Annotated in this window: 19 protein-coding genes; 12 read left to right on the plus strand and 7 right to left on the minus strand. The window is 35.5% G+C overall.

Annotated features, from left to right (window positions below):
• Positions 1–88: 88 nt before the first annotated feature.
• On the plus strand, positions 89–316 hold the full coding sequence (locus XYLOR_RS12505) for a hypothetical protein (RefSeq protein WP_036880127.1): 228 nt from the start codon (positions 89–91) through the stop codon (positions 314–316).
• Positions 317–397: 81 nt separating this feature from the next.
• Here the strand turns inward: XYLOR_RS12505 and XYLOR_RS12510 are convergent, their stop codons facing one another.
• From XYLOR_RS12510 to XYLOR_RS12530, 5 genes are all read right to left on the minus strand, one after another.
• Positions 398–1,333: a peptidoglycan DD-metalloendopeptidase family protein gene (locus XYLOR_RS12510; protein ID WP_036880132.1), complete on the minus strand. Its 936-nt coding sequence runs from the start codon at positions 1,331–1,333 to the stop codon at positions 398–400.
• Positions 1,334–1,530: 197 nt separating this feature from the next.
• Positions 1,531–3,630: an ATP-dependent DNA helicase RecG gene (gene recG, locus XYLOR_RS12515; RefSeq protein ID WP_036880135.1), complete on the minus strand. Its 2,100-nt coding sequence runs from the start codon at positions 3,628–3,630 to the stop codon at positions 1,531–1,533.
• Entirely contained in the window at positions 3,630–4,304 is a 675-nt protein-coding gene (locus XYLOR_RS12520; protein ID WP_036880137.1) for a 2-C-methyl-D-erythritol 4-phosphate cytidylyltransferase, read from the minus strand. The genes recG and XYLOR_RS12520 overlap by 1 nt, the downstream gene beginning before the upstream one ends.
• Entirely contained in the window at positions 4,297–4,863 is a 567-nt protein-coding gene (locus XYLOR_RS12525) for a DJ-1 family glyoxalase III (RefSeq protein ID WP_036880140.1), read from the minus strand. Before XYLOR_RS12525 ends, XYLOR_RS12520 begins: the two co-directional genes overlap by 8 nt.
• A gap of 10 nt (positions 4,864–4,873) precedes the next feature.
• A complete protein-coding gene (locus tag XYLOR_RS12530) occupies positions 4,874–5,587 on the minus strand; it encodes a pyridoxine 5'-phosphate synthase (RefSeq protein ID WP_036880143.1) in 714 nt (237 codons plus the stop codon).
• A 141-nt stretch (positions 5,588–5,728) separates the two neighbouring features.
• Between XYLOR_RS12530 and XYLOR_RS12535 the strand changes: the two genes are divergently transcribed.
• Entirely contained in the window at positions 5,729–6,616 is an 888-nt protein-coding gene (locus XYLOR_RS12535) for an NAD kinase (protein WP_036880146.1), read from the plus strand.
• Position 6,617: 1 nt separating this feature from the next.
• A complete protein-coding gene (locus tag XYLOR_RS12540) occupies positions 6,618–8,282 on the plus strand; it encodes an ABC transporter ATP-binding protein (protein ID WP_036880148.1) in 1,665 nt (554 codons plus the stop codon).
• A gap of 71 nt (positions 8,283–8,353) precedes the next feature.
• On the opposite strand, the gene coaW is transcribed toward XYLOR_RS12540, so the two are convergent.
• Together coaW and XYLOR_RS12550 are read right to left on the minus strand one after the other, a co-directional pair.
• Positions 8,354–9,172: a type II pantothenate kinase gene (gene coaW, locus XYLOR_RS12545; protein ID WP_036880150.1), complete on the minus strand. Its 819-nt coding sequence runs from the start codon at positions 9,170–9,172 to the stop codon at positions 8,354–8,356.
• Between the two features lie 112 nt (positions 9,173–9,284).
• Positions 9,285–13,457, minus strand: a complete 4,173-nt coding sequence (locus XYLOR_RS12550) for an ATP-binding protein (protein WP_036880156.1) — start codon at positions 13,455–13,457, stop codon at positions 9,285–9,287.
• Between the two features lie 280 nt (positions 13,458–13,737).
• Here XYLOR_RS12550 and XYLOR_RS12555 point away from each other — a divergent pair, with 280 nt between their 5' ends.
• From XYLOR_RS12555 to XYLOR_RS12595, 9 genes are all read left to right on the plus strand, one after another.
• Positions 13,738–14,385, plus strand: coding sequence for a DUF47 domain-containing protein (locus tag XYLOR_RS12555; RefSeq protein WP_036880158.1), 648 nt, complete (start codon positions 13,738–13,740; stop codon positions 14,383–14,385).
• A gap of 12 nt (positions 14,386–14,397) precedes the next feature.
• Positions 14,398–15,414 carry an inorganic phosphate transporter gene (locus XYLOR_RS12560; protein ID WP_036880160.1) on the plus strand — a complete coding sequence of 339 codons (1,017 nt, stop codon included), beginning with the start codon at positions 14,398–14,400 and terminating at the stop codon, positions 15,412–15,414.
• A 120-nt stretch (positions 15,415–15,534) separates the two neighbouring features.
• Positions 15,535–16,356 carry an ABC transporter ATP-binding protein gene (locus XYLOR_RS12565; RefSeq protein WP_036881119.1) on the plus strand — a complete coding sequence of 274 codons (822 nt, stop codon included), beginning with the start codon at positions 15,535–15,537 and terminating at the stop codon, positions 16,354–16,356.
• Positions 16,357–16,384: 28 nt separating this feature from the next.
• Complete coding sequence (locus tag XYLOR_RS12570) at positions 16,385–17,194, plus strand: hypothetical protein (RefSeq protein WP_036880162.1); 810 nt, start codon at positions 16,385–16,387, stop codon at positions 17,192–17,194.
• On the plus strand, positions 17,191–17,541 hold the full coding sequence (locus XYLOR_RS12575; protein ID WP_036880163.1) for a GntR family transcriptional regulator: 351 nt from the start codon (positions 17,191–17,193) through the stop codon (positions 17,539–17,541). The genes XYLOR_RS12570 and XYLOR_RS12575 overlap by 4 nt, the downstream gene beginning before the upstream one ends.
• Position 17,542: 1 nt before the next feature.
• The gene (locus XYLOR_RS12580; protein WP_036880164.1) at positions 17,543–18,262 is read left to right on the plus strand and encodes an ABC transporter ATP-binding protein; all 720 of its coding nucleotides are present in this window, start codon (positions 17,543–17,545) and stop codon (positions 18,260–18,262) included.
• Positions 18,263–18,274: 12 nt separating this feature from the next.
• The gene (locus XYLOR_RS12585) at positions 18,275–19,531 is read left to right on the plus strand and encodes an ABC transporter permease (protein WP_036880166.1); all 1,257 of its coding nucleotides are present in this window, start codon (positions 18,275–18,277) and stop codon (positions 19,529–19,531) included.
• A 2-nt stretch (positions 19,532–19,533) separates the two neighbouring features.
• Positions 19,534–20,781, plus strand: a complete 1,248-nt coding sequence (locus XYLOR_RS12590) for an ABC transporter permease (protein WP_036880168.1) — start codon at positions 19,534–19,536, stop codon at positions 20,779–20,781.
• Between the two features lie 27 nt (positions 20,782–20,808).
• Entirely contained in the window at positions 20,809–21,924 is a 1,116-nt protein-coding gene (locus XYLOR_RS12595; protein ID WP_036880171.1) for an efflux RND transporter periplasmic adaptor subunit, read from the plus strand.
• The last annotated feature ends 5 nt before the right edge of the window (positions 21,925–21,929 follow it).

Here is a 21,929-nt window from a genome sequence, read left to right on the forward strand (position 1 = left end):
TTAATAACGAAAATATTATATACGTAATCGATTTAAACGTTATTTTTGCAATAGATTTTTATTACAAACAATTTTAAAATATTCAATTATGAAAAAGATTATTTTAAGTGCAGCTCTTTTTGTTGCTGCTGTTAGTTTTGGTGGTGTAGTTAATGCACAGAATCAGAAGAAAGTAGAAAATACTAAAGAATGCTGCCAGAAGAAGTGCGACAAAGCAAAGGGTGGTGCTAAAGATGCAAAATGCAAATGTAATGCAGGTCAGAAGAAATGCGCAAAGAAATGCGCTAATGTAAAAGCAGGCACCGTTAAGAAATAAGAGCTACGGGTCTTACAAATGTTAATAAAATTAGAGAGCCGCATCGTTAAGTTGCGGCTCTCATTATATATATCTTAATGATTAAGAGTATCTAATAATCTGTCCAGGACGTAAGCGTACGTCTTTACCGATATGGTTCAAGTCGCATATTTTATCAACCGAAACGCCACGTTTTCGTGCTATAGAGTATAATGTTTCTCCTGATTTAACTTTATGGTAGCGTACGAATCCACTCTCCATCGGTTCACCTGTATTAGGCGTTCCGATGACTTCATCGCTAGAGTAACCACCACTTCCAATTTTTCCACGCTCCTTGTTTGCCGCAAGAGATTCTCTTTCATACGAACTCTTTCTAAAAACATAGTAGTCATTCGTTACATCTTGATTTCTGAAATCAAACATTAAAGCTGGATTTAAGGCCACTCCGCAAAGGCGTGTTTCAAAGTGAAGGTGAGAACCCGTACTTCGGCCTGTATTACCTCCTAATCCAATAGGTTCTCCAGCTCTTACTTCTTCATTTTCACTAACTAATTGTTTTGAAAGGTGACCGTATATAGTTTCTAATCCATTATTATGGCGTATAACCACATAATTTCCATAGCCAGCAGCTTCGTATCTTACCACACGTATTCTACCACTAAATGCAGCTCTGATTGTATCGCCAATATAAACTTTTACGTCAAGTCCTTTATGCATACGCCCCCATCTTGAACCAAAATTTGATGTTATGACACGGCTAGGTGTAGGCATACAGAAATCTTTCAGGTTTATTTTGAATGAATCTGGTAATGCTGTTGTGTGGTGAGCAAATTTATTGCTGAAGTCGTCGTATAAATCTGAGGCAGTAGACTGTGCTTGCTCTCTAGATATAAGTTTTCTTAATTGGAATGTATCAACTGCCATCATTCGTCTGTCTACCGGAGCTTGACGTGCCAATAAATCTTGGCCGACAATAGGTAAAGCCGATATAGACATTAATGTGACAATTGCTAAAGTTCGTATTTTCTTTAAATTCATAATCTTTATTTGTTTACATGTCTTCGGTAAAAACCTACACACATATATTTCACAATGATGCTGTGTTCGATAAATTTCGTTCAATAGTTAACCAAAAGACTTTGCAAATATAACAAAAATATTGCGAAAAGGCGCCTGCGTTAACAGTTTTTATTTTATCTTTAACACAAAAGAAGAATGGTTAATGTGCTCATTCACTATGAAATAGCAGACCAGTTTATATTGTTTTTACGTAATTTTGCAAGCCTATTCCAGAGCATTTTGTAGGTGTCGCTTTGGCATAGTGGATCATTCTCTATTATAGTCTGTGCTTCGTTTCTAGCTAGCTGCACTATTTGTCCGTCGTGTGCTATATCTGCAATCTTTAGATCGAATGCCATTCCACTTTGTTGTGTACCTTCTAAATCGCCTGGACCACGGAGTTTCAGGTCAGCTTCGGCTATTTCAAAACCGTCATTAGTATCACACATTATATCAATCCTTTTGCGTGTTTCGCTACTTAGCTTATAGCTGGTAACTAGTATACAAAAACTCTGGTCTGCACCCCTACCAACACGTCCCCTTAATTGGTGTAATTGTGATAGACCGAACCTCTCTGCATTTATTACAATCATAACTGATGCATTAGGTACATTTACGCCTACTTCTATAACGGTGGTAGCTACAAGAATTTGTGTATTCCCCTTAACAAAATTTTGCATTTCTAATTCTTTTTCCTTTGATTTCATCTTTCCATGTACTTTACTTAGATGAAATTCAGGGAAAATTTCTTTTAATGCTTCAAATCCATCTTCTAGATTTTTAAGGTCACTCTTTTCACTCTCCTTTATAAGAGGGAATACAATATATACTTGTCTTCCTTCGTTTATTTGTTTTCTTATACCGTTATATAAAGATGTCATCTGGTTATCGAACACGTGGCGAGTTTCAATAGGTTTTCTACCGGGTGGCAGTTCATCAATGACACTAACATCTAGGTCACCATAAAGAGTCATAGCTAATGTTCGTGGAATTGGTGTTGCAGTCATTACAAGTACATGCGGAGGATTTAAACTTTTGTTCCATAGCTTGGCTCGTTGCGCTACACCAAAACGATGCTGCTCATCTACAACTACTAATCCCAGGTGTTTGAATTGTACTGAATCCTCAATTACAGCATGTGTACCAATCAGTATGTCAATACTTCCATCTATTAGTCCTTGCAGTACAGCATTACGTTTTTTACCTTTTATAATACCAGAAAGTAGTTCTACATGAACATCAATGCCATCAAGGAAACTTTTAATAGTATCAAGGTGCTGTTCGGCAAGAATTTCGGTTGGTGCCATAATACAGGTCTGATAATTATTGTCGATGGCGATCAGCATTGACATCAATGCAACAAGAGTCTTTCCACTGCCAACATCGCCTTGTAGTAGACGATTCATTTGTTTTCTACTACCAACATCAGCACGTATCTCGTGCATTACACGTTTTTGTGCACCTGTAAGTGAAAAAGGAAGATTGTCATGGTAGAACTGATTGAATTTATCTCCAACATGCTCAAAAACGTAACCTTTATACTTACGTCTATGATCACTGGCATATCTCAGAATATTAAGTTGGACATAAAAAAGTTCTTCAAACTTTAGCCTGAGTCTTGCCCTTTGAAGGTCATGAGACGTCTTAGGATAATGAATATCTCTTAATGCTTTGTCTCTAGAAACAAGATGCAACCGTTCTGTAATGAAAGGAGGTATAGTCTCATCTATAGATTGTGAGATCTTTGTTATAAGGCTCTTTGTTAGTTTTTCAATAGACCGGCTGGTAAATCCGTGCTTCTTCATTTTTTCAGTCAATGAATAATATGGCTGCATTCCCATATCATTTAGTTGCAGTTCAGATGCTAGGTCTATGTCTGGGTGTGCTATATTGATACGACCATTAAATACCGAAGGTTTACCAAAAACGATATAATCTGTGTTTATCTTGTAATGTTTTGTTATATATTTGCATCCCTGAAACCAGACAAGTTCAGCTATTCCATTGCCATCAGAGAAATGAGCGATAAGCCTTTGTTTGCGTGGACCCATATCGAAAGTCTCAAAACTTAGAATTTTTCCATGGATTTGTACAAAAGGCATATCGCCACTTAATTCGCTTATACTATACAATTTGCTTCGGTCAACATACTTATAAGGATAATACTCTAGCAGGTCGCCAAATGTGTTGATACCTAATTCTTCATTTAGTATCTTTTTGCGACTAGGTCCTACGCCAGATAGAAATTGTATGTCCTGTTCAAGTATGTCTAGCATTAATCTTTTAGTAAAGCCTCTGCTATTGTCAAGTCGAAAGGCGTTGTTATCTTTATATTTTCGCGGTTTCCGTCTACAAGAGTAATTTTGCCACCTAGATGTTCTACCACAGACGCATCATCTGTAAATGAATCGCAAAACGCCTGTTTGTAAGCCTTCTTTAATAATTGTATATTGAATGTCTGTGGCGTTTGTACAAGTCTGTATTCACTTCTTGATACAGTCTCGTTTGTTTTACCGATTAGATGACGTACAGTTTCAAAGACAGGTATTACAGGAATGACAGCATCATTAATATGTGCTGATTTATAACACCTCTCAATAACATCTAGAGATACAAAAGGGCGTACTCCATCATGTACTCCAACAATACCAAAGGCTGTATCGGGTATGAGATTCAGCCCATTTTTGACAGAATCAAAACGTGTATTTCCTCCGTCTGCAATATCATATGGGATATCAAAACCGTATTTACTGCATAACTGATACCAATAATCGTGTTGTGAAGAAGGCAATACCAGTATAATGTTTAGATTATCATTATACTTATGAAACTGTTCTATAGTGCGCATTAATATAGGTTTGCCGTGAATAGGCAAAAACTGTTTCGGAATATCTCCACCCATACGCAGGCCTTTGCCTCCAGCAACGATTATTATATAGTCCTTATTCATTACCCATGAGATGAGCAAATTGCATCTTTCTCTGTAACGTTTCTGAAGCTTCTTTGCCAACAAATGATTCCAAAATTGTATAAGCATATGGTAGGGTAGCGGCAGGTCCTTCTCCAGTAGTGATATTGCCATCAACTGTGCATAACTCGTGAGTGTATATAGCACCTTCCATATACTTTTCAAATCCAGGAGAACAAGTCGCATGCTTTCCTTTAAGTAATCCAAGACCTCCAAGTACCATTGGAGCGGCACATATAGCTGCTATTTTTCTACCTTCAGCATTGTGCTTTAATAAAGCTCTTTTTAATCCATTATGAGCATTAAGATTAGTAGATCCTGGCATGCCACCAGGCAACATAAGCAAATCAGCATCGCTTAGATCTGTATCTTCAAACATTAAGTCTGCTTTGACTGTTATACCATGCGATGTCTCAATATATTTGCTTTCAGATATACTTACAGTCTTTATATCAATACCTGCACGACGCAGAATATCTACAGGAGCCATGCCTTCTATTTCTTCAAAACCATTAGCTAAAAATTCATATACTTTTGCCATATTGATATTTTTATTTTAAACAATCTAGGTATTTTTGAATAGTGTCTTTAAGTCCCATGTATAATGCGTCACATATTAAAGCATGCCCTATACTTACTTCATCTATCCAAGGAATCTGCTGATAGAAATAACCTAGGTTGACCAGGCTTAAATCGTGACCGGCATTTAGTCCAAGTCCTAATTTTTTTGCCTCTTTCGCCGCTTCAATAAAAGGTGCAATAGCAGAATCTCGATTTTTTATATACTCGCTTGCGTACGGCTCAGTATACAATTCAATTCTGTCGGTACCACATTTTTTGGCATAATCAACCATCTCTACATCAGGATCGACAAAAATAGACGTCCTTATTCCAGCTTCCTTGAATCTTCCTATTACATCAGTGAGGAAATTTATATTTTTCTTGGTATCCCAACCATGGTTACTCGTAATCTGATTGTCTGAATCGGGCACTAATGTAACTTGTGTAGGCTTTACTTCAAGCACAAGTTCTATATATTTGTCAATAGGATTACCTTCTATATTAAATTCTGTTTTTACTCTTGGACGGATATTCCTAACATCCTGATAGCGTATATGTCTTTCGTCAGGACGTGGATGCACAGTTATTCCCTGAGCGCCAAACGCCTCACAATCCAAAGCTACTTTCAATACGTCTGGATTATTACCCCCACGAGCATTGCGGATAGTAGCTACCTTGTTAATGTTTACGCTTAATTTTGTCATTTTTACTTAATTATTTAATCTTTTCTTTCTTCGTTTTAATCAAAAAAATGTATTTTTGCAACGAAAACTATCGGCAAAAATACAAAATGTTTGTCAAATAACAATATTGGTGATTGATAAAGATAATAAAAACAATTAAAAATGTCATTACGTAAATTGAAATTCGCCATTTTTGGTAATATATACCAAGCTAAGAAGTCGGCATCTGTACAGACCATCCTTTCTTATCTTTCAGAACATAAGGCAGAGGTTTATGTGGAGAAAGCATATTATCGTTTCTTGACAGAAATTGAACATCTTAAAGTAGATGCCAGTGGTATCTTTTACAATGACGATTTTAATGCTGATTTTGTTATTTCTATGGGTGGAGATGGAACATTCCTGAAGGCGGCCTGTCATGTAGGTAATAAAAATATACCAATTTTAGGCGTAAATATGGGCCGCCTTGGTTTTCTAGCCGATGTAAGCCCATATGAAATAGAACGGTGCCTAGATGCATTGTACAGCGGTGAATATACTATAGAAGACAGAACCGTTATTAAAATTGAAACAGATGGTGACCAGCTTGAGTGTTATGATTGTGCATTAAATGACATTGCCGTACTTAAGCGTGACAATGCTTCAATGATAAGTATTCGTGTAACAATTAATGGTGAATATCTTACAACATATGAAGCCGATGGAGTGATAGTAAGTACTCCTACAGGTTCTACAGCATATTCATTATCTAATGGAGGACCTATACTTACACCGCATTCTGGAGTATTGTCTATGACCGCAGTAGCACCGCATAGCCTTAATATACGCCCTATCGTAATACCTGATGATTCTGAAATATGTCTGGCCGTTGAGAGTCGCAGTCATAACTTTCTTGTTGCAATAGATGGAAGCTCTGAAAAATGTAAAGAGGGCACTAAACTTGTTATACGCAAGGCTCCATATAATATAAAGATAGTAAAGAGAAATGGTTTTAGTTATTATCATACACTACGCGAAAAGTTGATGTGGGGCGCAGATACAAGAAGATAATATGAATTTTAACTCTTTACTGGGAATAAATAATAGTAAATATTCATATCCAATTATATTCAAATGGCTTTGGCGGTCATTTATAGGATTTCGCGTCAATATTTTTCTTAATACTGTTATTGGATTATTGAATGTCTCAGTCAGTCTTTTTACTGTGTGGGCTGTACAGCATGCTATAGACGTTGCCTCGGGTGCTATATTAGGTTCTGTATATTGTGCAGTTGGCATTATCGGTATACTCATATTCTTTAATTTTATAATTGACATTGCTAGCACATGGGTGAAAAATCTATTGGGAGTTAGAGCTCAGAATCTTATGCGACAGCGAATGCTTGATCGTATATTATGTTCTGAGTGGTGTGGACGTGAAGACATTCATAGTGGTGATTTATTGAACAGATTAGAATTTGATGTCAATAATGTTGTTACGTTTCTTACAGAAACTATACCCAATACAGTATCGGTAATAATCTTATTTTTAGGTGCGTTCTTTTATCTGTTAAATATGGATACGACATTGGCTTTGATAATAGTGGCAATAACACCTTTATTTATACTTATAAGTAAATTGTATCTTGGTAAGATGCGTGGCTTTATTCGAAAAGTGCGTGATTCGGAAAGTAGAGTACAGAGCATTTTGCAGGAAACAGTACAACATAAAATGTTGATAAAAACATTGGAGTGTAATGATTTGATGGTTGACAAACTTAAAAAGACACAAAGTGAATTGAGCCGTAATGTTGTTAAACGTACCATATTTTCAGTTTTCTCAAATCTAGTGCTGAATTCTGGTTTTGAATTGGGTTATATTTTAGCTTTTTTATGGGGTGCAATTAGAATGAGCCATCATACATTGACATTTGGTGGAATGACGGCATTTTTACAATTGGTCAATAGAATTCAAGGACCGGCACGCAATCTTACCAAAATAATACCAGCTTTTGTCTCTGTATCCATAGCTACTGAAAGGTTGATTGAATTAGAGAAACCACCATTGGAAAAACAGGGTAGGCGTATTCAGATAAAATCACCAGTGGGCATCCGTCTTCATAATATATCATATATGTATAATGGCTGTGAACCGAATGTTATAGATAACTTATCTTTTGATTTTAAGCCATGTTCTTGTACTGCAGTTATTGGTGAAACGGGTTCGGGGAAGACTACCTTGTTACATCTTATTCTAGCCTTACTGCGACCAAAAGAAGGTAAAATAGAATTATATGGAACAGATGAAACTTTTGATAATAGTCCACTTTTACGTTGCAACTTTATTTATGTACCACAAGGCAATACAATATTAAGTGGAACCATTCGTGACAATCTTAGATTAGGAAAATTTGATGCGACTGACAATGAACTTGCGGAAGTCTTGCACATCTCTTGTGCCGACTTCGTTTTTGATTTGCCTTTTGGTTTAGATACATTTTGTTATGAACAAGGTACTAGGCTCAGTGAAGGTCAGGCGCAAAGAATAGCTATCGCTAGAGCCTTGTTGCGTAACCGCAGTATAATGCTTCTAGATGAGGCTACCAGTGCTCTAGATATAAAAACTGAACGCCATTTACTTCATAATATTATGTCATTACAAGATAAGACAATAATATTTATTACTCATCGCAAAGCTGTATTTGACTATTGTGATCAAATCTTAGATATTAAGTAAAATCAGAATATTGCCTGAGTAGGTCTTTTTTTGATAGTTTGAAAATATTAAATTGTGTATAGTATTATATACTATTTCAGATAATATAATGCAGCTCCAATTGCAGTACAAAATTCTGAATATTTAGGAATAAAAAAATGTACCCCATATAGCTTTTCCATTATTGGGAATACAGTTTTGCATAAAGGCAACAATGTAAGGTTACCTATTAAGACAAAGTCTCTTACATCACTGTTAAGAGCTGATAATATTGAAGAGCTTCCGATAGACTGTAATGTCATATATATAAGGCCTAAAGCGATGTCTTCTCGCGGTGCATTACTAGCTGATTTTCCAAATAGAGAAGCCGTTGCATCCATTGGAAGCCCGGGTAAAGGTTTTGCGCTTATATCACCTATAAGCAGGTTTATATTTGATATGTCACCGTTTGTCGCAAGATCAGATACTTCATTTATATCTCCGGTTTGTAGTAGTAATCTTGATAGTCCTTGAAGTGTTCCACCGCCAATACCGATACCTCCTATATGTTTAATCTTGTCGCCTTCACATCTTACAAAAGATGTCCCGGTACCCATGCTTACAACAATAATACGATTTAATCCAGATTCGTATTCTGCCCCCAGTCCGTCAGCAATAAATTCTTCTGCTTTTCCAGTTGGTAATCCGTATATTGGTGAGTCAATATAAGCACTCCCTACACCTGTAAGCATAACTTTTTCTATATCTCCTAATCCTATGTTATTGTCATATAGATATTTTCCAAAAGCTCCGTATAAAGATGTTACAGGGTCAGCCGCAGTTATTCTTATTGGCGATATAACATTGCCATTTTCTATTCCGACAATTTTGGTAGTGCTAATACCTACATCTATTCCTATTACGATGCCCATATAATATAGTTTTTATATTGATCAGTTATGTGAAATTTTGTTTATACGCTGCAAAGATAATGCAAAATTCTGATAGAACAAAAGTATCGTAATATAATATTATTAATTGATATTATATATTCGTCAGTACTTCTAATATATATCTTATACTCCCGTCTTGGTCTTCGACTTTATAACTCTTTCCTTTCAATAACTCAGCGGTCAACTTAACCATTTGCCAGCTTAGTGATATGTCCTTTCTTTCATTTTGTGGTATACTACCTGTATGAGAAGTTATAAAAGAAATTGATTTATATCCGGATTTATAAGATAAATATATATAATTAGACGTGCTATTCGCAGATGCAATTTCTATAAGCGAATTGATGGCAGCTTCAAGTCTTGATTTATCCGATATTATAGTCTTACAATGTTCAACATCATTTGTATCAGAATTTAGTTTAATATTAGTTTTGTGATTATTTAATTCAAAGGAACATACTATTTCATGACATAAATCATAAACAATTATATTACTCATTTTCGGACTATATGTACCACTTTCCAATTTAGATACATCAAGCACTTTATCTACAAGTTTGTGCAAGTAATCCGCGTTATTATGCAATATATGCATAGCCTCGTCTTTTTGTGACTTTAGAATTATCTTTTCAGAATTATTTAATTCTTTATTTATCATTATTATGTTATTGATAGGTTTTCTTATTTCTTTATTTATATTTTCAAAGAAATTGTTTTTCTCTTTTTCAGCATCTTGTGCTTTTTTAGCTGCATAAGCCATCTCTTTAGCTTTAGTTTGTACATGGTAAATAACTATAATCGTGCAAACTATAATAAATAATGCTGCGAAACTTATAGTAGAACTCCTGTATTTGGCCTGTTCCATTGCTAGTATCCTCTGTTTCTGTTCGCCGGTTCTTATTATGTTTTGTCTATTAAGTTTCTCTTTATTATTTTGGAATTTTAGTTCTTGAAGCTTCAGCAAAGCTTTAGCCTGTCTGTTGTTTATGTCAGCATGCATTAGGACCCATTCTGACTGCTCGTTTTTCATCATCAGGATTTTCTTAGTATTATTCGCATTTTCTATTTCAGTATGGATGTTATGCATAGCCAATCTATTTTTATCTCTCATTGCTTGTTTGTAATCAAACTGGCTTATATAATAATAGTGATTTGACATAGGGTCTGACTTCAGCCATTTTGTATATCTTATGACATCATATTTTAATTGAACGTTCGCTTTTTCATATTCTCCAATATAATAATAGTAAAGTGCTAAATTGTATTTAGTATTATCAGAGTCTTCTGTCTTTAATAACTCTTCCAATGCTTTTTCTCTGTCTTTCAATATATAAAGATAAAAAAAATACATAGACTCATGATAGTTAGAATATTTTGCTGAATTGGGGTAATCACGTAGTATCTTTTTTATTTCAGATTCAGTACGTATGGCATTAATAGTCTGTCCCATTTTTGAATAACATTCCAGTAAGCCGATGAGTGGATGTATTTTATATACATCTGAACTTGGCATTTCTATAGACCTTTTAAGCCATGTTGCGGCATTCTCATTATTACCTAGTAGTCTATAACAATTTCCGATCATTATATAGTCTAGATTTTTAAATACTTTAGTGTAATCAATGGCTTTAATATAATATGAGAGTGCTGTTCCGTAACGTTTTTGTACAAAATAGAAAGTCCCGAGATTGTAAAATAATAATCCTGTGCCTGTAATGTCATTGGTCTTTTCAGTCATCGCTTTGAACTTTTTCAACTGTGACATTGCTTTATCTAATTCGTTTTTTAAAAGATAATAGTTAATAACAGTACTCCATGAATTGAACATGCAGCTATATTGTTTATGCTTTAAAGAGAATATTTTACAGACATTGGCATTTTTCAACATGAGAGATTCTTTCCTAAGATTAAAATAACATTTTGTTCTTAGCTCTAAAGCATTTCCTTCAGCTTTTATGTTATGGGCTTTCCTGGCCATTATGATCATTGTATCCGTCATCGCAATGCTCTTTTCCTCGTATTGGTTGTTTTCAATAGCCCATTGATATTTTTGGAGATTGCTTTTACTTTTATTAATTTCTGCTGAGTATGATGGTAAAAAAGAACACAGAAACAATAGTATTGCAAAAAATTTGTTATTAATAGGATGGTCAAAAATGAATTTTGCCCCTTTTTTGTATTCTTTATCAAGATAAATTTGACCATGTAGAAGACCTGATATTATTTTGCATATATGTAGCCCAAGTCCATTTCCTGTTTTTGACTTGTCAAGCATGCGGAAACGTTCAAAAATTTTATCGGCATCCTCAGGCTTTATTCCGCATCCGGTATCTGTAACAGTGAATCTAACAACATCTGATAATACATCATATGATAATGTTATGTTGCCGGTTCTTGTATATTTGCAGGCGTTAGTGAGAAAATTGATAAGGATCTGCTGGAGTCTCTGTTCGTCAGTGTGTAGAAAAAAAAGGTTAGTTGGATTGAACCTTGTCCTTAATTCAACCCCATCTGCTTGGCGTCCTCTAATGCTTTCAATTGTTGTTTTGCATAAATGTTGGATATCAGAATCAACCCAGTTCAATTTGTATGAACCGCTTTCAAGATTCGATAAATCAAGAACATCATTTACTAGAGTTATAAGCAGATTACTGTTCGTGGAAATCATGTTAATTATTTCGGCTCTTTCTTTAGATGAAATATTGTTTTCAATGTCTGAACAAAGTAAATCATTAAACCCTATGATAGCATTAAGAGGACTTCTTATTTCGTGGTTCATATTTTGGAAAAATAAGCTCTTTGTCTTTTCCGCTTTTTCCGCTTTTTCTTTTTTATATTTCAGTTCTTTCTGTTCATCAAGCTTATATATAATATAAAGAAAAAAAAGAATAAAAGTAGCTGTTGCTAATGTAACTATTAATGAATTTTCCCATAGTTCTTTTTGTTTTACAAACAGATATTCTCTTTTTTGTTGCTCTGTCGTTATTTTCGCGTTTTTGATGAGATTATTTTGTCTTTGTATCTCTACACGTTTTGCCGCTAACTGACTTAGCATAATAGAATGTTCTTTCTCTCTCTTTATAATATGAGCTTGATTTCGCTCATCTTTCAACTTAAGAATTTGTTCATTTATACGTAATTGTTTAAGCCTTATTTTAGACTTTTTCTCTTCTAATGATTGCTTTTCAAATTCAATGTTGTCAAAGTCTATTTGTGGTACAAATGCAGTTAGAAGAAAATTACCGTCTTTTATATTGCTATTTTCTATATAATTGCAATATTTTATATAGTTTTCTGCGGTTTCTTTTAGTTTACCTTCTGCTTCATATCTTTTTGCAGTCCTAAGGTATCTAGTTGCGGAGTCTGGATTAAAAAATCCTGAATTATATTCTTTTAAAGCTGAATTTTTATCGTTTAAAAAGAATTCATAAAAGTTATACATTGCTTCACTTCGAGAAAATTTGTTAATGCTTTTGTCAACCACCTTACTATCAATGTTTTCTAAGGTTTCATACGTTTGCTTTATTACATTTTCACTGGTGTCTTTTACACAGTATGTTGACAACAAGGCGCAATATCCACCTACTGTAGATTCTTCATTAGGAGCTGTCTTAATGCTCATCTTTGCAGCTTTCTCTGCTTCATCAAATCTGTGTAGCCTTAGTGCTGCTATAGACACGTTTTTGTAGTAGCGGTATATTTCCTTGTCCTTAGATCTTTTAGCATATTCTAATGCTTTGTAGTATAGAGGGAGGGCGTATCTGTAGACTTCTTGAGAATAATAAAGTCCTCCTTCCATGTTATAACTTTCGATTATCCCAAAATTATTTTTCAAAGCGAAGGCTTTTTCTCTATACTTTGATATCTCGTTTATGGCCATAAGATAATTATGCGCACTGATAAATTCATTTATGCGCATATTCCAGCAACTAAAATAGTACTTTTTGTATGGTGATTTTAATAAAAAGGGGGAAACCTTTTTAAACTCGGATTGTTCTTTCTCTAGTTGCCCGGTCTTGTGAAAATGCCAAACTTTAAAGTCTAAGGCTAAGCATTCTGCATTAAGGTCCTTTTGTCTTTTGGCTTTTGCAAATAATGTATCAGCCATCTTGTAACCAATGTTTTCTCCAATATGGTCAGATGTCTTCTGCACATAATTATATAAAGCATCTTTGATGCCGTAGGGATTGTTTTGAGCATACAATTCATATGTGCTAAATAGTGTCCATGATAATATTAGGGTTGTTAAAAACATCCTCTTCATGAGTGCAAATATATAGTTTTTTTTTTACAACAGAATAAAAATATAATATTTAAGTGTTTTTTCTTAATAATTTTGTTACATTTGTGCACAAATATATAATATAGGGTAATAATGTGTGTAAAATCAAATACATTTTCAGTGCTTAAATGTAAAGATGCTTGCAATAAGTTTGTAAATTGTAATACAATTTATTTTCATTTGTAACATCATTGTAATATTTGTTATATACCTTTGCAGCGGGATAAGGAAATAATGTTAAAATTTAATAAAAATAGACTTTATGAACAATTCATTTTTCAGTCGCTTTACACCGAAAGAACCAAAGTTTTTTCATTTATTAAAGCAGGTATCTGAAGTTTTAATCGCAGCATCAGACTTATTGGTTGATTCAATGCAATGTAGTACTCGAGAAGAGCGTACAGATTATTTTCACAAAATTAAGGATCAGGAAAGACTAGGTGACCAGTTGGCACATAAAATTTTTGAAGAACTCAGCACCTCTTTTATAACACCTTTTGACCGTGAAGATATCCACTCACTCGCAGATTGTATGGATGATGTAATAGACCGAGTTAATAGTTGTGCTAAGCGTATAGCAATATATAATCCCAAAGCAAATAATCCTATGGCTATTGAGTTAGGACTTGTTGTAAAGGATGATGCTAAATGTATAGATATAGCAATGAAAGAACTAGAGTTTTTGCGTAAGAATGCATCTAGTATTAAAGCTCGCAGTAAAGAACTGCATGACCTGGAAAACAAGGCCGATGACTTGTATGAGGTTGCTATAATTAAACTCTTTGAAGAAGAAACAGACGGTATCGAACTTATTAAGGAGAAAGAAATACTTGCAGAACTCGAAAAAGCTACAGATGCAGCCGAAAGAGTAGGAAAGGTGCTGAAGACTATTATTGTAAAATACGCTTAAATCAAAATTAGGATGATATTATTAGTCTCCATCATAATATTAGGACTCGTTTTTGACTATATTAATGGCTTCCATGATGCAGCAAATTCGATTTCAACAATTGTCACTACGAAAGTGCTGACACCATTTCAAGCTGTAATATGGGCAGCGTTTTTTAATTTTCTTGCTTTTTTCATTTCCAAATATATAATAGGTGAGTTTGGTATTGCCAATACAGTTTCAAAAACAGTCTACGAGCAATACATCACATTACCTATAATATTAGCAGGTATAATAGGTGCCATAATGTGGAACTTATTTACATGGTGGAAGGGTATACCTTCATCTTCTTCTCATACACTTATAGGTGGCTTTGCCGGCTCTGCGATAATGGCAAATGGCTTTAATGCTATACATGGTGCTATTATTCTAAAGATTGCTGCTTTTATATTTTTGGCTCCATTTATAGGTATGGTAATAGCTTTTGCTATTTCATTACTTGTGCTATATGGTTGTAGACACGTGTCCCATTTGAGGGCTGAAGTTTGGTTTAAGCATCTTCAGTTGTTTTCATCAGCATTATTCAGTATAGGTCATGGACTTAATGACTCTCAGAAGGTAATGGGTGTTATAGCAGCAGCTATGATAGCTGCTCATCCGCTTCATATAGGACTTGGTATAAAGACAATAGATGATATTCCTGACTGGGTGGCATTTGCTTGCTTTACATCAATTTCAATTGGAACTATGTCAGGTGGATGGCGTATAGTAAAGACTATGGGTACAAAGATAACAAAGGTAACTCCGTTTGAAGGTGTTGTTGCAGAGACTGCCGGAGCAATAACTTTATATATTACTGAAATTCTTAAGATTCCTGTAAGTACAACTCACACTATAGCAGGTTCTATTATGGGAGTTGGTGCAACTAAACGTCTTACTGCTGTAAGGTGGGGAGTTACAAAAGATCTCATGGTATCGTGGGTACTGACAATACCTGTAAGCGCACTTCTTGGTGCTGGAATTTATCTCCTAATATCATTGTTTTTATAGAAGGATACATTCTTAAATGTTATTTTATGTAAAATATGCTCCAAAAATTTGGAGCATATTTCTTTTTTACATACATTTGCAGTGTTCTACATAAGTACAACACTCAAAAACAATAATACAATGATTGAAATACAAAACATTAGCTTTAAATATGCAGGCACAAGCCGCTATATTTTTAAAGATTTCGACTTGAAGTTGGAAGAAAACAGAATATATGGTTTATTGGGAAAGAATGGAACCGGTAAGAGCACTTTATTATATTTAATAAGTGGGTTGTTGCGTGCGATGAATGGTTCCATCGTCTTTGATGGTTTAGAAACCAGTAAACGTTGTCCAGATACGTTAAGTGAAATTTTTATATTGCCCGAGGTCTTTAAATTGCCAAAAGTGTCATTGGTAAATTATGTAAAGATGAATCGTGGATTTTATAAGAATTTCAGCGATGAGATATTAAATAATTGCCTTAGGGATTTTGAACTAACAACTGATATTCATCTTAATGAATTATCAATGGGACAGGCAAAAAAGGCTTTTATGAGTTTTGCACTTGCCACAAACACAAAATTGCTGCTTATGGATGAACCGACAAATGGATTAGACATTCCTTCAAAGAGTCAGTTCCGCAAAGTAGTGGCCGGTAATATGACAGAAGATCGTACTGTAATTATATCAACGCATCAAGTTCATGATATAGAACAGCTCTTAGATCATATATTAATGCTTGAAGGTAAAGAACTAAAACTGAATGCTTCTGTATCTGATATATGTGATAAGTATAAATTTGAGTACCGTACTCCGGATGACATGGCTGATATACTTTATGCAGAACCAACATTGCAAGGGAACGCTGTAATTGCCCCAAGAGGAAATAGTGAAGAGACGCCATTGAATTTGGAACTCTTGTTTAATGCAGTTACTAAAGGCGCAATAAATACAAAATAATATTTACGGATAGAATAATATAATAATTATGGAAAAGTTTAATTTAAATAGATTCGGAATCTTGGTGAAATGGAGTTTCTTTGCTTATAAGAGATCTTTCATAAAGATGACTAGTATATTGTTTTTCGTGTTGTTGGCTATATTTGAACTTAACTCTTTGGGAAATTCCGGAACTCAAAGTCTGGTAGTTACAAGTGTGTTTATATTTACAACACTTATGATCGTTGGCGCTAGCCTTAATTTTGCGAATATGAAAGAAAAGGAAGATCGTATTACATTTATAATGCTTCCAACATCAAACCTTGAAAAGTTTGTAAGTAGATATCTATATGTAACATTGGGTTCCTTGGCTGCATTTCTTGTTGCTTTACTTGGTGCAGATATATTCAGAATGTTGTTTGCTCTTATAACAGGAAAGGGCATAGGGGGATCAGTATTTCTTGATTTCTTTAGGACAATGGTAGATTCTAGCATTTTCGCCAATCACGTATATGTAAACGGGCAGGATGTATATCAAGCTAATTCTTGGCAGATTGCTGCATGTATCTGTCTTTCTTTGTTCTGTATATGGATGCATTCAATATATATGTTGGGCGGAACGTTCTTTCGTCGCAATGCATGGCTATTTACGACGATGGCACTTATCTTTGCCAGTATTATATTTGGATGGATTGTTTCATCATTTGATTTTAATATGCATTTAGATGTTACAAGTTCAAGTGCTGTGGCAAATACCTTCAGTATTGTATTTTTAATACTGATAGTTATCAACTATTTTGCTTCTTACAAGCTTTTTACACGCATGCAGGTCATAAATAATAAATGGATTAATGTATGACATTTAATAACGATAAAGCGATTTATGTTCAGATGGCCGACCGACTGTGTGATGAAATCCTTGCCGGCAAATATAAAGACGACGACCGGGTACCTAGTGTACGCGAGTATTCGGCAATGCTGGAGGTAAATATGAACACGAGTTTTAAGGCATATGAAATGTTAGCGCGTGATGGTATAATATATAATAAACGCGGACTTGGCTACTTTGTTACTGCAGGTGCTGCCGCGCAAATTAAAAAAGAGAGAAGAGAGGAATTCTTGAAGCGCAAAATCCCCGAAATGTTCAGACAGATGAGGATGCTCGATATAGATATAGATACAATCAAAAACAAATGGGAGGAATAATATGATACATCTTAGAGATATAAATAAGACATATGATAATGGACAGCCTTTGCATGTGCTAAAGGGAATAAACCTTGATATAGAAAAAGGTGAGTTCGTGTCAATAATGGGTGCTTCAGGTTCCGGCAAATCTACATTGCTTAATATTCTGGGTATACTTGATAATTACGATTCAGGCGAGTATATTTTGAATGACGTACTTATAAAAGACCTTAGCGAGACAAAGTCTGCTGCTTACCGAAACAATATGATTGGTTTTATATTCCAGTCGTTTAATCTCATATCATTTAAGACTGCTGTGGAAAATGTTGAGCTACCATTGTTCTATCAAGGGGTAAACCGTAAAAAACGTCACGAATTGGCAATGGAATATCTTGAAAAACTTAGTCTCACACAATGGGCGAATCATTATCCCAATGAGATGTCCGGTGGACAGAAACAGCGCGTAGCTATAGCAAGGGCGCTGATAACAAATCCGCAGATAATACTGGCTGACGAACCTACCGGCGCTTTGGATTCAAAAACGAGTGTTGAGGTTATGCAACTGCTTAAACATTTGAATCAAGATGAGGGTATGACGATCGTTGTAGTGACTCATGAGAGTGGAGTCGCTAATGAAACTAATAAAATAGTGCATATTAAAGATGGGCTGATTGGCAATATTGAAGAAAATCTTGATCATCATGCTAGTCCGTTTGGTATAAATGGTGTAATGAAGTAATATGATAAACTTATGCGTGATATTTTAGCTGAAATATGGAGTACGGCAAGACGCAACAAATTACGTACTGCTCTTACCGGATTTGCTGTAGCATGGGGTATCTTCATGATTATATTCTTGCTCGGAGCCGGAAATGGACTTATCAATGCACAGATGGACAGTCAGGGGCGGTTCTTGTCAAACTCAATGATCGTTTACGGTGGTAGAACATCTAAAGCGTATAATGGTCTGCAAGAGGGTAGAACCGTAAGTCTTCTTGATAAAGATATGAACACAACACGTACAAATTTCAAGTCAAACATTGATGATGTTGGTGCGGAATTAGAAACTTCTGGAGTTACTATCAGTTTGGGGCAGAATTATTTTAATGGCACATTGACAGGAGTCTATCCCAATCACATTCAGATAACTAAGAGAGAAATCCTTTATGGCAGGTTCATCAATGACATTGATATTAAAGAGCAGCGTAAAGTACTGGTCTTAAGCCAAGACAATGCTAAAGAACTATTGAAAAATTACCAGGATCTAATAGGAAAATATGTTAATGTTGGCAATTTCTCATTCCAAGTTGTTGGTATATATAAGCAGGACCAGTCTCAAATGAATAAGGATGTATTCTCTTCTTTCTCAACCATAAAGACTATCTATAACAGAGGAGACAGTATCGGCAATATTGAATATTCTTTCCATGGATTGCCAACCAAGGCCGATAATGACCGCTTCGAGAAACAATACAGACGGAAGATAAATTCTAATCATCTGGCAGCTCCTGACGATGAAAGTGCTGTTTGGTTATGGAACCGTTACACTCAGAGCATGCAGATGAACCAGGGTATTGGTATCATTCGTACCGCATTATGGGTAGTCGGATTGTTTACACTTCTGAGTGGTATCGTTGGAGTAAGCAATATTATGCTTATTACTGTAAAGGAACGTACACGCGAATTTGGTATTCGAAAAGCAATCGGCGCAAGTCCGGCTTCAATACTGAAATTGATCATCGTAGAGAGCGTTATAATAACAACTATCTTCGGGTATACAGGTATGGTGCTTGGCGTTGCAGCTAATGAATACATGGATGCAACTATAGGACATACACAGATAGATACCGGACTCTTTAAGGCAACGATGTTCCTCAATCCAACAGTAGGCCTTGATGTATGTATAGAGGCAACTCTCGTAATAATAATAGCCGGAACGATAGCTGGACTTATTCCTGCGCGTAAGGCTGCAAAGATAAGACCTATAGAAGCTTTAAAAGCAGAATAATTATGAAGTTTGATATTGATAGTTATAGAGAAATACTTGATACTCTTACGAGGAATAAGAGTAGGAGTTTCCTTACCGGATTTGGTGTGTTCTGGGGCGTATTTATGCTTGTCGTTCTTATAGGAGGAGGCCAAGGACTAAAAGAACTGTTACAGAATAATTTTGCCGGATTCGCAACCAACTCTGCAATGATATGGGCTCAACCTACGACAAAAGTCTATAAAGGATTTAAAAAGGGCCGTGGTTGGCAAATGGTTTATCGTGATGTAGACAGACTACGTCTTCAAGTACCCGAATTGGATGTTATATCACCGGCTCTATTTGGCAATGGAGGTACCATAGTTTATGGTGACAAAAAGAGTCAAGGCTCTGTACAAGGTATGTTGCCCAATTACCAGAAAGTTTATACCCCAACTATCTATTATGGGCGGTATATAAATAGTCTGGATGTAACGAATCATCGTAAGGTGTGTGTGATTGGCAAGAAGATCTATAAAGACCTTTTTAAAGATGGTACCAATCCATGTGGAAAATATATACGTGTTGATTCTATTTATTATAAGGTCGTAGGCGTTGACTATAAGGCTGGTGGTGATATGAATATTAATGGCCGTGCAGAAGAAAAAGTAACATTGCCGATATCTACTATGCAAAAGGCTTACAACCGTGGCGATCAGATAGATATGATTTCTGTTACCGGCCGTAGTGGAGTCGTGATAAGTAGTATCACAGACCGGATGCGCCAGACGATAGCACGTGCCCACACGATTGATCCTACTGATGATCAGAGTGTAATGGTATTTAATACAGAAATCCTTTTTGGTATACTTGATAGTCTTTTTAAAGGAGTTAACTTTCTTATATGGTTAGTCGGGCTAGGCACATTGTTTGCCGGTGCAATAGGCGTTTCTAATATAATGATGGTTACAGTGAAAGAACGTACTACCGAAATAGGTATAAGACGAGCCATAGGAGCCACCCCGCGTAATATATTGTCGCAGATAATATCAGAAAGCGTAATACTTACATCTGTAGCCGGAATGAGTGGCATATTGTTTGGCGTATTGATATTGCAGATGCTAGAGGTCGGAAATACAACGGATGGAATTTTAGCTGCACATTTCCAAGTCCATTTCTGGACTGCTATTTTTGCTGCATTACTGCTATGCATACTAGGCGTTCTTGCCGGACTTGCTCCTGCATGGAGGGCAATGAGTATAAAACCGGTTGATGCAATGAGAGACGAATAATATAAATAATAAAAAATAATCATAATAATGAAACGGTATTCAAAAATTATTATCGCAGGCGTTATAGCCCTGATTTTTATAGGAACATTCATTTTCCTATACATGAAATCACAACCTAAACCGGTGGCTTATAATGAGTTTACACCGAAAGTAGCTAACCTTGATAAAACAACTATTATTACAGGTAAGATAGAACCTCGTAATGAGGTAAACATTAAACCTCAGGTAAGTGGTATTATCACAAACCTTTATAAGCAGGCCGGTGATTATGTTCAGGCAGGCGAGGTCATCGCTAAAGTTAAGGTTATTCCTGACATGAGTCAGCTAAGCAGTGCTCAGAGTCGTGTTCGTCTGGCTGAATTAAATCTAAAACAGGCCATGATTGATTTTAATCGTGAGCAGAATCTATATAAGCAGAAACTTGTCAGTGCAGACGAATTTGATAAAATAAAACAGACACTTCATCAGGCTCGTGAGGAGAAACTGGCAGGCGAGGATGCTTTGGGCGTTGTACGTGACGGTATCTCAAGAAGTAATGCAAAGGCAAGTAGTACATTGGTTAGAAGTACAATAAGTGGTGTTATCCTTGATATTCCTATTAAAGTAGGTAACTCAGTAATACTTAGCAATACATTCAATGATGGTACTACAATAGCCAGTGTCGCAAATATGAACGATTTGATATTCCGTGGCAATATTGATGAGACAGAAGTTGGACAGTTGGTCATGGGCATGCCTATGAAGATAACAATTGGAGCATTACAAGATCTGAAATTCGAGGCTGATTTGGAGTATATATCACCTAAAGCTGTAGTAAGTAATGGTGCAAATCAATTTGAACTGAAGGCTGCCGTTAGAACGTTGAAAGGTAGCAAGATCAGATCCGGATATAGTGCAAATGCACAAATCGTACTTGCAAGTGCACACAATGTATTGTCTTTGCCGGAGAGTGCAATCGAATTTAGTGGAGATTCTACTTTTGTATATGTAGTAAAGGGAACTAAAGAAAAGAAAACATATCAGCGCCGTCAGGTGATAACAGGCCTAAGCGATGGCGTTAATATAGAAATAAAGAGCGGAATTTCTGTAAAAGACAAAATACGTGGTCCGCAGATTGTAAAAGACGATAAGAAGGACGCCTAAATTAA

Source organism: Xylanibacter oryzae DSM 17970, assembly GCF_000585355.1.
Taxonomy (GTDB): Bacteria; Bacteroidota; Bacteroidia; order Bacteroidales; family Bacteroidaceae; genus Prevotella; species Prevotella oryzae.